Origin of the sequence: Leptolyngbya sp. FACHB-711 (assembly GCF_014695615.1) — a bacterium.
GTDB lineage: Bacteria > Cyanobacteriota > Cyanobacteriia > Elainellales > Elainellaceae > Leptolyngbya_A.
This window is the reverse complement of record NZ_JACJOR010000154.1, coordinates 1-12,467: the sequence shown is the minus strand read 5'-3', so window position 1 is coordinate 12,467 and position 12,467 is coordinate 1. Positions and strand designations below refer to the sequence as shown.

The window sequence follows — 12,467 nt, the reverse complement described above, 5'->3', positions numbered from 1 at the left end:
GAATCGCCTGCTCGAAGGTTTACAGCTTTTACAGCTCAATCCCTTGATCCAAAGCATCTCGGCGGATTTGCAGGCAGGGGTGCGTCCGGGAACCAGTGTTTTGGCAGTTCAGGTTACCGAGGCAGACTCGTTCAATACCACGTTGTCGATCGATAACGGACGATCGCCCAGTGTGGGCAGCTTCCGACGGCAAGTTGAACTCACGCAGGCAAATCTGTTGGGCTTTGGGGACGGTTTGAACGTGGGCTACGGCAATACGAATGGCAGCAACACGCTCAACGCCACCTATACTCTGCCGCTCAATCCGCGTAATGGCACGTTACAGTTAGCGATCGGCTTCTCGGATAGTCGCGTCATCGAGGAACCGTTTGATGAACTGGAGATTAGTGCCACCTCGCACTACTACGAACTCACCTTTCGCCAGCCGCTTTCACAAACGCCAACCGAAGAATTTGCGCTGGGGCTGACGGCTTCTCGTCAGGAAAGCCAAACGGAATTAGGCATTGATGATATTGGTCCGTTTCGCCTTTCACCCGGAGCCGATGCAGCAGGGCGAACTCGTGTCTCGGCAGTGCGCTTTTTTCAGGAGTGGACGCAGCGTAACAGTCAGCAGGTGATTGCTGCTCGATCGCAATTTAGCCTCGGACTCGATTTGTTGGATGCCACCGTGAACAATGACGCACCCGATAGCCGGTTTTTAGCTTGGCGCGGACAGGGGCAGTGGGTGCGCTTACTGGCTCCCGATGCGCTGCTGCTGGTGCGAGGCGATGTTCAGCTTGCAGACAGTGCTTTAGTGCCGCTGGAGCAGTTTGGATTGGGCGGACAGCAGAGCGTGCGAGGTTACAGACAGGATGCCTTGCTCACAGATAACGGGGCGTTGCTCTCTGCCGAGGTGCGATTACCCATTCTGCGTATTCCCGAATGGCGAGGGCTGCTGCAACTTTCGCCGTTTATCGATGTGGGTGCAGCCTGGAATAGCGGCGATAGCCCGGCTCCAGAATCAAATGCGTTAGTCGGTGTTGGAGTAGGTCTATTGTGGCGGCAGGGCGATCGCTTTTCAGCAAGGCTCGATTGGGGCATTCCGCTGGTGTCGATCGATGCCGGGGACAGTTTGCAAGAAAATGGCGTGTATTTCTCTGTAATCTACTCCCCGTTCTAAATTTTCCTCTGGCGCAACTTCGTTTCAATGCGATCGATTCCCTCTGAGCTAAGTGTTAGCCCCCAAGGATCCTCCTCTGCCCTCCTTCACAAAGAGGGAGCCGAACCACTCTGATTCCCCTTTTTAAGGGGGGTAGGGGGGAGCTCCGCCAAATCATCCAATCAACAGAAGGTTTTAAGACGCTTTTAAGACACTGCCTAGCCCCCACACCCCCTCGTACCTGACCAGCATGAAAGAAGCTGTAACCTGAACTTAAGTTCATAGGTAGACCAATACTTGGAATCAACTAATAATTGATCATTTTGTTGCTCACGAAATAAACCCTGGATTAATGACAAATCTTCGTTCATTCTATAAATTAAGACTATATAAACAGCATAGAGAAATTAGGAGAAAAGCAATTTTCTAAGTGATATTGCTCCTCTCTTCCCAAGGGTTAAGCATGAATCAAGATATTTCTGCTGAATCGGCTGGCGATCGTCAACTATTAGCAGTATCTCCTTCTGAACGAGATCATCGGCAGGGTTCACTCAATGCACGAGTTGTACTTGTTGAGTATGGAGATTATCAATGTCCAAAAAGTGGGGAAATTTATGCCCTGATTAAAGCAATTCAAGAACAGCTTGACAGCAACCTCAAGGAGAATTATTTATGCTTTGTGTTTCGTCATTTTCCTCAACCTCAACTCTATCCTCAATCTCAGAAGGTAGCCGCTGCCGCAGAAGCAGCAGGAGCGCAAGGACGGTTTTGGCAGATGTCAGAGATGCTGTGGGAGCATCGCCAAGATTTAGGCGATGGCTATTTAGTGGAGTATGCTAACAATTTAGGACTGAATATTACTCAGTTTCTGCGAGATATTACTAGGGAAGTGTATAGCGATCGCATCAAGGAGGATATTGAAGGCGGAAGACGCAGTGGCGTGACTCGCATACCAGCTTTGTTTATCAATAGTATTCGTTATCAAAATGCGTTGGAGTTCGAGCCGTTATTCAATGCAGTGATTGAATCTGGAGGTCTTATATAGCAAATCTCATTCACAAAATATTATTGAGCGATCGCCTGATTAAAATGTTGCGATTGATGGCATGGGCATAAGAAATTTGGAATTAGTGGTAGTTTGATAGGTGCGAAAGCATCATCAGCTCAAGTATCTGTCAATCTTAACCAGGTTGAAAATCATCAGCCGAATATAGACGAATCGTTTTCATAGAGGCACGATCGCATCGAGTAAATGCAATTTGACCAGTTTTCTGTTCCGACTGGCGGTAATGAAGACAGCAACATTAGCGCCAACTCTCAAGACTTTAGAGAGGCAATGTCAGCATCAATCGACATCCCCGCCACACTTCGCCCTATTACTGGGCACCGTTTGTTCTATTAGAAAATTGGCGTAAGGACCTCTACATTCAGCAGGACAAGGTCCACGCGCAGTTTGCTGCGGATGTGCCCGCCAACAATGCACAGTTGATGGCTAGTACCCAGCGTCCGATTACGGAAGCCACGCTTAAGGAAGCCTCTGGCGAACCTGCATGGAAATCTACCCCGTCCTGGTTCATCTATGGTGGTCGCGACTTGAACATTCCTCCAGCAGCCCTGTCTTTCCTGGCGAACCGCGCTGATTCAAAGGAGACAGTTGTCGTGAATGGTGCATCCCACGTCGTGATAATTTCCCATCCAGATGCCGTTGTCAGCGTTATCGAACATGCTGCGAGCACGCAGTAGAGAAGTGTGAACACATTGCGACTATGAACGGGGAAAAACGCAGAGATATGCAGTTGAGTAAAACTTTCCCGTGTCCTAATGTTTTCGTGTCTTTCTAGTAAAAATAGAAAGGTGATCAAAATGACCGCTTTTACATGGAAAAAAGTCCAAAGATTGTTGCTCTTACTGTTCACATTTAGTGTTGTCGTTATCGCATCAGTGCATTCAGGATCAGCTAGTTTGTGGCAACCAGTCCAAACATCCAACTCTAAACCTGCGATCGTCCTAGTTCATGGTACCAATGCTGACGCAACATCCTGGCAACACGTTATTTCACTTTTGCAGGAGGATGGCTACGTCGTAACTGCTGTGCAAAATCCGCTCACTTCTCTGCCAGATGATATTGCTACAACCAAGCGAATCATTGACGCCCAACAGAGACCCGTGGTTGTAGTCGGGCATTCCTATGGTGGAACCGTAATCACAGGTGCAGCGTCTGATAACCCGCAAGTGAAAGCATTAGTTTATATCAATGCTTTTGCACCAGAGCCAGGTGAGACGATTAGCCAGTTAAATAGCAGATACGCCCCTCCTCCAGCCAGCGCAGCACTTGTAGCTGATACAGCAGGATTTCTTTACATCGATCGTGAGAAGTTTCACGAGGTCTTTGCTCATGACGTATCACTAGCCGAGGCGAAAGTGCTGGCAGTGACGCAAAAGCCTGCCATCAGCACAACGTTTGACCAATCTGTGGAGAGCGCAGCCTGGAAGACGATTCCCTCCTGGTATCTTGTGGCTCAAGAAGACCGAGCCATTAACCCGGAGCTTCAACGATTCATGGCAAGCCGAATTGGTGCCAAAACAACTGAGATTCCAGCAAGCCATGTGCCCTATATCTCCCAGCCAAAAGAGGTTGCCAACCTGATTATTGAAGCAGCAATCGCTGTGAAGTAATCCGATTACGAAATCAAGTAACGTCAAACTCAAAGGAGCCATGACGAAAAAGGCAACTTGGTCGGTCTCGGAGATATGGAGATGCAGATGCGCTAGTCCTACTCAAATGTTTCATTAAAACGTTCAAAGAAGTAACATTTAGGAAAATGCTATGCAGCGCCAAATCCTAGTGATTGAGAACGATCTAAAGATAGCTCAAATCATTCAGCTAGAGTTGACATGTGAGGGTTATTTGGTAAAGGTTGTACATGATAGAATGGCAGGATTGCTCGAAGCTCGACAAAGTGATCCAGATTTGCTTATTCTAGGTTGGGAGCAAATAGGTTTATCTTGTCTGGATATTTGTCACCGCTTACGCTCTACACAGAATAATGTACCCATCTTAGTTTTGACTAAGGAAGGTCAGGTACACGATCGAGTTGCCAGTTTAGAGGCAGGTGCAGATACCTGTTTAACTAAACCTTTCAACCTGGAGGAATTAGTCTCTGTCGTTCGATCGCTTTTACGACGTACTCAGCCGCAGCAGCCTTACGTTTTGGAATTTGAGAACCTTGTGCTAGATCGAAAAGCACGACAAGTTCGTCACGATTATCAGCAAGTTGAATTAACTGCGAAGGAATTTGATTTGCTGGAATATTTCATGAGCTACCCTAAACAGGTGTTGAGACGTGAACAAATTCTTCAAAATGTTTGGGGATACGATTTTGTTGGAGACTCTAATGTTATTGAGGTCTACATTCGCTACTTACGCCTCAAACTTGGGGGGAGCAAGGCAGCACGACTGATTCATACTGTGCGTGGTGTTGGCTATGTTCTGCGAGGGGCTTCTTGATTGTTCTAGTAAAGAGAAGTTAGACGCTCTGTTTTCCGAATTCTAGAAATTAGCCTGGCTGCACGGTGCAGCAATTAGACGACTCATCAGTCTAAAACCCTACCAAAGCCCAAATACTCTACGCAATTTTCCACGATCGCGTATTGATTTACCCGACCATAACGATGGGTAAATCTATTGATGCATAGCTTGTATTAATTCACAACTTGAGGTTATTTCATGACACACATTCTCCATCTCGATGCAAGTCCACGGGGTGTACGATCTATTTCTCGCACCCTTTCAGCAGAATTCATCGCTAACTGGAAAGCTGCTCATCCCAATGACACGGTCACCTACCGCGATATTGGGCATTATCCTGTACCGTTTGTCAGCGAAGACTGGATTGCTGGTGCCTTTACACCCCCTGAACAACAAACGCTTGAACAAACTAAAGCAATTCGGGTTTCCGATGAGTTGATCGATGAGTTTTTAGCAGCCGATCGCTATGTGTTTGGCATTCCCATGTACAACTTCAGCATTCCTGCGAACTTCAAAGCCTACATTGATCAAGTTGTGCGCGTGGGTCGTACATTCTTAGCTGATGAAACAGGCTACAAAGCGCTGGTTCATGATAGGAAGATGACTATCATTCTTGCTCAAGGGGGAACTTATCCAGAAGATAGTCCTACTCACGCCTATGATCTGCAAACACCCTATCTTCGGTTTATTTTTGGGTTCATCGGCATTACCGATGTTGAGTTCATTTACGCCAATGGTCTCAACCTGGGTACGGAAGCCCGTAACCTGACAATCGTTAAAGCACAGGCTGCTCTAAAAGCGACGATCGCTCGTTGAGGTTAAGTCCCATGCTAAAGCGTGTAGCGATCGGTACAGATCAAGAAGCTCAGCAGGTCACTACCATTATTTCTTATGCAGTTCGCCCAGGACGCGAGTGGGGATATCAAGAGTGGCTGCACGGCATCGCTACAGCGGTTCACAAGTTCAAAGGATACTCAGGGGTCACTGTGATTCGCCCCCAAAATCATACTCACCCTGATTACGTAGCCATTGTTAGATTCAATCAGTACAGCAACTTGAAAACGTGGATGGAATCCGATATTTGACAGGAATGGATAACGCGGTTGCAATCTCTGATCGAAAAGACTGAAGTTGTTCAAACACTGACAGGGTTGGAGATCTGGTTTATGCTTCTAGGCAAGCCGCAGGCTCCACCCCCATGCTATAGGGTTGCGCTGGTGACGTGGCTAGGAGTGCTGCTCACGCTACCTATCCTGGAATATTTACTGGTACCGTTACTGTCTGAATTTCCTGTATTACTTCAGCAACTAATCATCACAGGATTTAGTGTTGTCCTGCTTGCCTATTTTGTCATACCGCACCTCACTCAACTGTTTTACAAATGGCTCTATTCCAGTCTATAAGCCCACATAACGCGACTTAAAGGAGAATCAAATGTCTGATCAACAGCAAAACAAATCGTTCGATTCTAACGGTACCAGCGAACTACTAAGCGATCGAGAATTAACTAAAATAGCGGGCGGTGCAGAGCATGACTACAATCAATTACTCCATTCAAAGATTTTGCAGCGTGATGCTGACGACTTCAACATTCCTGAAACTGAACCGACCTTTCCAACTCCACCCTACCCAGAAGATATAGCGTAAAAATGCTGCATCGTGCTCCAAGCAGCAAATAATCAATTCTCATGACCTGTAGCCCTATGACAGAAATTATTCTGCGCGAGTTGAATCGGAGTGACATTGACTGGATGACTTTGGTTGGACAGAAAGTAGAAATTGCGCCTGGCGCTCGACTGCCGACTGTTGACACACATTCAGGTCGGTTTTATCTGGTTCTAGAGGGTCAACTTGAACTGATCTCGCCTGATTCCGATCGCTCTCATCCTGGCATTGTCACTTACAGCAGCGGTGATGTCGTTGGATTCTTCTTTCTGCTGAGTTCTCCTTCGTCAGCTGTCTTTCAGGCACTTGAAAAGTCATTAGTTCTGACGATCGATTGTCAGTTGCTACTGGAAGAATTTGAGCAGGATGCTGGCTTTAGTGCCCGCTTCTACCGGGCGATCGCCATGCTGTTCACTCGCAAACAGTGGCAGATTGCCTCACGTCTACCTGAAGCGACTGTCACTGAGTCACATTCAATCATGACAAAAACCAGCTTTTCGATGTTTAGCTGTTTACATGACAGCGATATATGCTGGATGACAAGTGCAGGAAAAGTGAAGGAATTAAAAGCAGACGAAATCTATGTGCGAGAGGGACAGTCGCTTGAAACGCTGGATATTGTACTGAAAGGAAATCTATTGCTGTTGGTTTGCGGCGGCAAGCATAACGCGCTATCGCTTGCATTTGGTGCACCGCCCAGCAGCCAGCTTCGCAATATTGCTAAAGCACAGCCCGGTGATATTTTGGGCGCGACGACTTTTCTGGAAATGTCTCCTAATCTGTATCTGATCAAAACGGCTCAGGATACAAAATTGCTGTCGGTTCCAATTGCTCTTCTGATCCCCAAACTGCAAACCGATTTAGGATTTGCCGCTCGCTTTTATCAGGCACTCGCCAGCATCACCACAGAGCAGCTTTATCAAATGATCAGTCGCTTAGCAGGCAGCGTTCCCTCCTATGAGCCGGGGTGCAGCCTGTGCGATCAATCCGCCTATCAAGGCGAACTCAGTCTTTCAGCGTTGCAGGAGTTGTCGATCGCGAGAACGAAATTTCACTGGCTGCTGCGACAGCTTGGGATAAAAGAGCGGACATAGAGAACGGCAGTAATTAAGCAAGGTGGTGACTCATGGCAGACGAAAAAGACTCTAACCTATTCCGAGCTGAGGCACTGGCGCAGATTGCTTCCCCCGAACAACTTGACCAGCTCATGCAAATTGTGAATCTGAAGGACTGGCTGCCGCTAGCATCGATCGGCTTTCTGGTCGTGCTGGCACTGGTCTGGAGCGTTGTCGGACGGATTCCCATTTTCGTCCAGGCAAGAGGACTGTTAGTGCAAGATACGACTAATCCCAGGCAGCTTATCAGCGTCAGCTATTTCCCGATTGCTCAAGGCAAACAAATTCAGCCGGGCGATCGGGTTTTGATTAGTCCTGAAACAGCAAGCTTCCAGGAATTTGGCGGACTTGAGGCAATCGTAACCTCTGTTTCATCCCAGCCCGTCACGCAGTCAGCCGCCCTCAAGCGCACAAACGGCAATTTGGAGCTAGCGGCTCTGGTCTACACGCCTGCCTCGATCGAAGTCGTTGCCCAGTTTAAACTTGCTCCTGACAATCCCAGCGGCTACCAGTGGTCGATGTCTCGTGGATCTGCTCAGCTCTCAAGCCAAACGCCGACCGATGCCAGAGTGATGCTGAGCGAACAAGCCCCCATCACCTTTATCTTCCCGTTTTTGAAATAAGTCTTATGCTGAAAACCCTGCTCAATCCCGCCCCGCAGTTCTCCTGGAATTGGTGGAAGGCTCCCCGGAAAGTTCTGCAACAGCAGGGGCAAACGCTCTGGAGTCGCAAGCGCAATCGCGTTCGCACGCCAACGCTGCTGCAAATGGAAGCCGGTGAGTGCGGAGCTGCCGCCCTGGGAATCATTCTGGGCTACTACGGGCGAATTGTGCCCCTGGCAGAGCTGCGGCAAGCCTGTGGCATTTCACGGGACGGCAGTTCGGCAGCAAATGTCGTGGCGGCGGCAAAGGCCTATGGACTGAACGCCAAAGGCTTCAAAAAGGAATTGCAAAGCTTAATGGCACTGCATCCGCCTTATATTGTCTTCTGGCAGTTTGATCATTTCTTTGTGGTGGAGGGATTTAGCAAAGAGCAGGTCTTTGTCAACGATCCGGCTGCCGGACGGCGCACGGTTTCGCTGGAAGAGTTTAATCAGGGCTATACGGGCATTGTCCTGGTGATGGAACCAAACGAAACTTTCCAAAAGGGCGGCAAGAAAAAAAGCGTCGTTCAATCGCTGCAAACCCGCCTTCAGGAATCGATCCCAGCATTGCTGTACTGCATTGCTGCGGGTTTTTTGCTGGTGATTCCCAATTTGGCTGTGCCCGTCTATAGCCAGGTATTTATCGATAATATTTTGATTAATGGTCGGACGAATTGGCTTGCTTATTTACTGGCAGCAATGGGATTGACCATCACGCTTCAGGGTTTGTTGACCGCACTTCAACTTCGCTATCTGCGAAAGTTAAAAATTAAACTATCCATTTCGATGTCCAGCCATTTTATCTGGCATTTATTGAAACTGCCTATTAGCTACTACGCCCAGCGTTATCCCGGTGAAATTAGCAGTCGAATTCGGATTAACGATCGCGTTGCCACCGCCCTCACCGGACAACTGACAACCACGCTAATCAGTGCTGTTGTGATTGTATTTTATGCCGCTGTGATGCTGCACTACAGTCCTTTGTTGACACTGATTGTGATTTGTTTTGCGATCGTCAATGTGCTCATCTTGCAGTGGGTGGCGCGTCAGCGAGTCGATGCCAACATCAAAGCGGCACAGAACTTTGGTAAGGTGAACGGCGTGGCGATCGCCGGGCTCCAGAGCATTGAAACCCTGAAAGCTTCTGGCTTAGAGTCCGATTTCTTTTCGCGCTGGGCCGGCTACTACACAAAGGCAATCAACGCTCAGCAAGAGCTAAACCTTGCCAACCAGAAGCTGAGTCTGCTGCCGTCACTCATTACGGCACTGAGTACCGTCGCTCTGCTGAGTATTGGCGGTTGGCAGGTAATCCAGGGACAGATGAGTATTGGGATGCTGCTGGCATTTCAGCTTTTGACCGTCAGCTTTTTGGCTCCTGTGAATGATCTGGTGCGGTTTGGGAGTACGCTGCAAGACCTGGAGGGAAATCTGCTGCGGCTGGATGATGTGTTGGACAATGCCACCGATCCGGCTCTGGAAACTGCTAAGCAACAGGCGATCGCCCGTACAACCCCGCATACCGTTTCGGGGGCAAATCGGCTGCAAGGCTATATTGAATTAAAAGACGTTACCTTTGGCTACAGTCGTGTGGCTGCACCCCTCATTCAAAACTTCAACCTTTCGATCAAGCCAGGGCAGCGAGTCGCATTAGTGGGCGGTAGCGGATCGGGCAAATCAACGCTGGCAAAAATCATTGCGGGACTCTATGAACCCTGGTCAGGCACGATTTACTTTGACGGCATTCCCAGAGAGGGCATTGGGCGATCGATCCTGACCAATTCTATTTCTGTGGTCGATCAAGACATTATTTTGTTTGCCGATACGATTCGCGCCAACCTGACGCTGTGGGACGCGACCATTTCCGGTCAAACGATTGAAAAAGCTTGCCAGGATGCTGCGATTCACGAAGCGATTCTTTCGATTCCAGGGGGTTACCGTGCGCCTTTGATTGAAGGAGCCGCCAATCTCAGCGGGGGTCAACGGCAGCGATTAGAAATTGCCCGATCGCTGGTGAACAATCCCGCAATTTTGATTATGGATGAAGCAACGAGTGCGCTGGATGCCGAAACAGAGAAAATCATCGATCAAAATTTACGACGCCGGGGATGCACCTGTTTAATTGTGGCGCATCGACTCAGCACCATCCGCGACTGCGATGAGATTATCGTCTTGGAGCGAGGAAAGGCGGTGCAGCGGGGAACGCACGAAACCCTGTGGCAGGAAAAAGGACACTACGCACAGCTCATCACCAGTGAAGGGGCATAATTTCGATTTCAAAATCAGATTGTTCTGTCACTGATAGGCAATGTGGACGGTTGTGTCGCAAAAACAGCCGCTGGTAAGGTAGACAAGCCCCGTTATGCCTTCTCGCCCTCCGATGGCTACTGCTGCTCTGTTCAAGTGGCGGCATTTCTTGCCTGAAATTATCCTGCTCAATGTTCGTTGGTACTGCCGTTACTCCCTCAGCTACCGAGATTTAGAGGAGATGATGCAGGAGCGGGGTGTGGAAGTAGACCATTCGACGATCAACCGATGGGTGTTGAGGTACGCCCCAGAACTGGACAAACGCATTCGACCCCACTTAAAGCCGACCAACGATTCGTGGAGAGTTGACGAGACTTATATCAAAAGTAAGGGAGAGTGGAAGTATCTCTATCGGGCTGTCGATTCAGCAGGCAATACACTGGACTTCATGCTCAGTGCCAAGCGCGACAGTAAGGCAGCAGGGCGCTTTTTCCGCAAAGTGCTTAAAGCAGGGCATACTCAAGCTCCACGAATCATCCCTGTGGACGAGAATGCCGCTTACCCGGCGGCAATGGATGCGCTCAAGGAAGAAGAGACGATTGCAGAGGAGACCAAATTGAGGCAGAACAAGTATTTGAATAACGTAATTAAACAGGATCATCGGCCTATTAAACGCATTGTGAGATCGATGATGGGATTCGAGTCCTTTAATAGTGCTAGAAGAACCTTGAGAGGAATTGAAGCGATGAACATGATTAGAAAAGGACAAGTGAAAGGGATAGAACAAGGGGATAGTGTGTCTCAAGTAAGGTTTATTGAATCAATCTTTGGAATTGCTGCATAGAACAGAGCGAATGATGTAGATTATTCAGCGTTAAAAATTCTTGCGACAGAACCCGCCATCAAAGATCCCAAATGGGTTCTATAGCCCGTAGTAAAATTCTGGACGCGCTGGAAAGTCTACACTGGCGCAATCTGATCGAAAAGAAGCAGGGAGCCTATACCCAACAACCCGTGGTAATGGAATATGTAACAGAACGGCTTATTGAACAAACCAGTGCCGAGCTCGTGGCAATGAACGAACAATCGCCTATTTTGCTGCATCGCTATCCATTACTTAAAACAACGGTAAAAGACTACATTCGGGATAGTCAGCAACGATTAATTGTAAAGGCGATCGCCCGTGAACTACAGGCAAACTTGGGTTCTCAGCTTGCCATTGCTCAACATCTCAAAGCTTGTTTGACAATGCTTCGTCCAACCGTTACTGATTTGACAGAGATCATTCCAGAACCGAGCTATGCAGCAGGCAATATCCTTAATCTGCTTTGTTCACCAGGGATTGATTTGAGGGGTTGTAACTGTTCTGGGTTGTCAGTCCGGCACGCTTATCTGCCTAATGTTCCCTTGCCCTACGCCAATTTTGCCCATGCTGATTTGCAGCGATCGCAGCTTACTGATGGCTTTGGGGCAGTGCTTGCTGTCGCATTTAGTTCTGATGGCGGCTCTTTTGTGAGCGGCGAATTGAGTGGATATTTGCGACGCTGGCGTGTCAGCGATGGACAGGCAATCTGGGCGGTGAAAGCCTACAATAGCCGAGTTCATTCGATCGCGGTCAGTCCCGATGACACAATGATCGCAGTGAGAACAACCGACCACCCGATCGAGTTTTGGGATGTGGCGACAGGCCAGCATTTGCGATCGCTGGTTGGACATCAGGATTGTATTCGCTCAATGGACTTTAACCCAAATGGTAAATTGTTGGCGAGTGCAGGGCAGGACTTGAGAGTGAACCTTTGAGATGTTCACACCGGGGAATGCCTGCGAACCTGGCAAGATTTTGATACCTGGGTGTGGGGAGCCAGTTTTCATCCCGATGGCGATCGCTTGGTAACTGCATCGGGTAACACACTTCAACTATGGGATGTCAACACTGGATTGCTCATCAAAACATACTTCGGTCCCACCAAACGAATTCGTACAACTGGTTGCGGGTTTTGCTCTCTGGGTGAATTTGTCTGGAAGCCTCTAGACTTGTCGGGAAATAAGCAAGAATAGAAGGCAGAAATGGGATAAGCAAATGCTGGATATTGAACGGGTGCTGACACAAGACCGCTTGCTGCGCGCTTTAAC

15 protein-coding genes are annotated in these 12,467 nt (G+C 48.5%); all 15 read left to right on the top strand.

Features of this window, described 5'->3' with window-relative positions; genetic code table 11:
- Nucleotides 1-1,159 (top strand): ShlB/FhaC/HecB family hemolysin secretion/activation protein (locus tag H6F80_RS05405; RefSeq protein WP_190790576.1); only part of this gene is annotated, 1,159 nt, incomplete at its 5' end.
- Nucleotides 1,160-1,601: 442 nt separating this feature from the next.
- The gene (locus tag H6F80_RS05400) at nt 1,602-2,183 is read left to right on the top strand and encodes a DsbA family protein (protein ID WP_190790575.1); all 582 of its coding nucleotides are present in this window, start codon (nt 1,602-1,604) and stop codon (nt 2,181-2,183) included.
- 299 nt (nt 2,184-2,482) lie between these two features.
- Nucleotides 2,483-2,881 (top strand): alpha/beta fold hydrolase, encoded by a 399-nt coding sequence (locus H6F80_RS05395; RefSeq protein WP_518523520.1) that lies wholly within the window; start codon nt 2,483-2,485, stop codon nt 2,879-2,881.
- A 219-nt stretch (nt 2,882-3,100) separates the two neighbouring features.
- Entirely contained in the window at nt 3,101-3,814 is a 714-nt protein-coding gene (locus tag H6F80_RS05390) for an alpha/beta fold hydrolase (protein ID WP_199296397.1), read from the top strand.
- Between the two features lie 151 nt (nt 3,815-3,965).
- Complete coding sequence (locus tag H6F80_RS05385) at nt 3,966-4,646, top strand: response regulator transcription factor (RefSeq protein ID WP_190790573.1); 681 nt, start codon at nt 3,966-3,968, stop codon at nt 4,644-4,646.
- 219 nt (nt 4,647-4,865) lie between these two features.
- Nucleotides 4,866-5,483, top strand: a complete 618-nt coding sequence (locus tag H6F80_RS05380) for an FMN-dependent NADH-azoreductase (protein ID WP_190790572.1) — start codon at nt 4,866-4,868, stop codon at nt 5,481-5,483.
- Nucleotides 5,484-5,494: 11 nt separating this feature from the next.
- A complete protein-coding gene (locus H6F80_RS29010; protein ID WP_199296396.1) occupies nt 5,495-5,752 on the top strand; it encodes a putative antibiotic biosynthesis monooxygenase in 258 nt (85 codons plus the stop codon).
- 81 nt (nt 5,753-5,833) lie between these two features.
- Complete coding sequence (locus H6F80_RS29005) at nt 5,834-6,070, top strand: putative antibiotic biosynthesis monooxygenase (protein WP_199296395.1); 237 nt, start codon at nt 5,834-5,836, stop codon at nt 6,068-6,070.
- Between the two features lie 31 nt (nt 6,071-6,101).
- Nucleotides 6,102-6,314, top strand: a complete 213-nt coding sequence (locus H6F80_RS05370) for a hypothetical protein (protein ID WP_190790571.1) — start codon at nt 6,102-6,104, stop codon at nt 6,312-6,314.
- A gap of 56 nt (nt 6,315-6,370) precedes the next feature.
- On the top strand, nt 6,371-7,426 hold the full coding sequence (locus tag H6F80_RS05365) for a cyclic nucleotide-binding domain-containing protein (protein ID WP_190790570.1): 1,056 nt from the start codon (nt 6,371-6,373) through the stop codon (nt 7,424-7,426).
- A 32-nt stretch (nt 7,427-7,458) separates the two neighbouring features.
- On the top strand, nt 7,459-8,070 hold the full coding sequence (locus H6F80_RS05360; protein WP_190790569.1) for a hypothetical protein: 612 nt from the start codon (nt 7,459-7,461) through the stop codon (nt 8,068-8,070).
- Nucleotides 8,071-8,075: 5 nt separating this feature from the next.
- Nucleotides 8,076-10,355: an NHLP family bacteriocin export ABC transporter peptidase/permease/ATPase subunit gene (locus H6F80_RS05355; protein ID WP_190790568.1), complete on the top strand. Its 2,280-nt coding sequence runs from the start codon at nt 8,076-8,078 to the stop codon at nt 10,353-10,355.
- 112 nt (nt 10,356-10,467) lie between these two features.
- Nucleotides 10,468-11,178: an IS6 family transposase gene (locus tag H6F80_RS05350; protein ID WP_190790567.1), complete on the top strand. Its 711-nt coding sequence runs from the start codon at nt 10,468-10,470 to the stop codon at nt 11,176-11,178.
- Between the two features lie 71 nt (nt 11,179-11,249).
- Nucleotides 11,250-12,134 carry a WD40 domain-containing protein gene (locus H6F80_RS05345; protein WP_190790566.1) on the top strand — a complete coding sequence of 295 codons (885 nt, stop codon included), beginning with the start codon at nt 11,250-11,252 and terminating at the stop codon, nt 12,132-12,134.
- A gap of 21 nt (nt 12,135-12,155) precedes the next feature.
- Nucleotides 12,156-12,392 (top strand): WD40 repeat domain-containing protein, encoded by a 237-nt coding sequence (locus H6F80_RS31115; protein WP_518523519.1) that lies wholly within the window; start codon nt 12,156-12,158, stop codon nt 12,390-12,392.
- Nucleotides 12,393-12,467 lie beyond the last annotated feature (75 nt).

Coding starts and splice junctions, on each gene's coding strand:
- H6F80_RS05400 (WP_190790575.1), top strand. CDS start 1,602: ATGAATCAAGATATTTCTGCTGAATCGGCTGGCGATCGTCAACTATTA.
- H6F80_RS05385 (WP_190790573.1), top strand. CDS start 3,966: ATGCAGCGCCAAATCCTAGTGATTGAGAACGATCTAAAGATAGCTCAA.
- H6F80_RS05380 (WP_190790572.1), top strand. CDS start 4,866: ATGACACACATTCTCCATCTCGATGCAAGTCCACGGGGTGTACGATCT.
- H6F80_RS29010 (WP_199296396.1), top strand. CDS start 5,495: ATGCTAAAGCGTGTAGCGATCGGTACAGATCAAGAAGCTCAGCAGGTC.
- H6F80_RS29005 (WP_199296395.1), top strand. CDS start 5,834: ATGCTTCTAGGCAAGCCGCAGGCTCCACCCCCATGCTATAGGGTTGCG.
- H6F80_RS05370 (WP_190790571.1), top strand. CDS start 6,102: ATGTCTGATCAACAGCAAAACAAATCGTTCGATTCTAACGGTACCAGC.
- H6F80_RS05365 (WP_190790570.1), top strand. CDS start 6,371: ATGACAGAAATTATTCTGCGCGAGTTGAATCGGAGTGACATTGACTGG.
- H6F80_RS05360 (WP_190790569.1), top strand. CDS start 7,459: ATGGCAGACGAAAAAGACTCTAACCTATTCCGAGCTGAGGCACTGGCG.
- H6F80_RS05355 (WP_190790568.1), top strand. CDS start 8,076: ATGCTGAAAACCCTGCTCAATCCCGCCCCGCAGTTCTCCTGGAATTGG.
- H6F80_RS05350 (WP_190790567.1), top strand. CDS start 10,468: ATGGCTACTGCTGCTCTGTTCAAGTGGCGGCATTTCTTGCCTGAAATT.
- H6F80_RS05345 (WP_190790566.1), top strand. CDS start 11,250: ATGGGTTCTATAGCCCGTAGTAAAATTCTGGACGCGCTGGAAAGTCTA.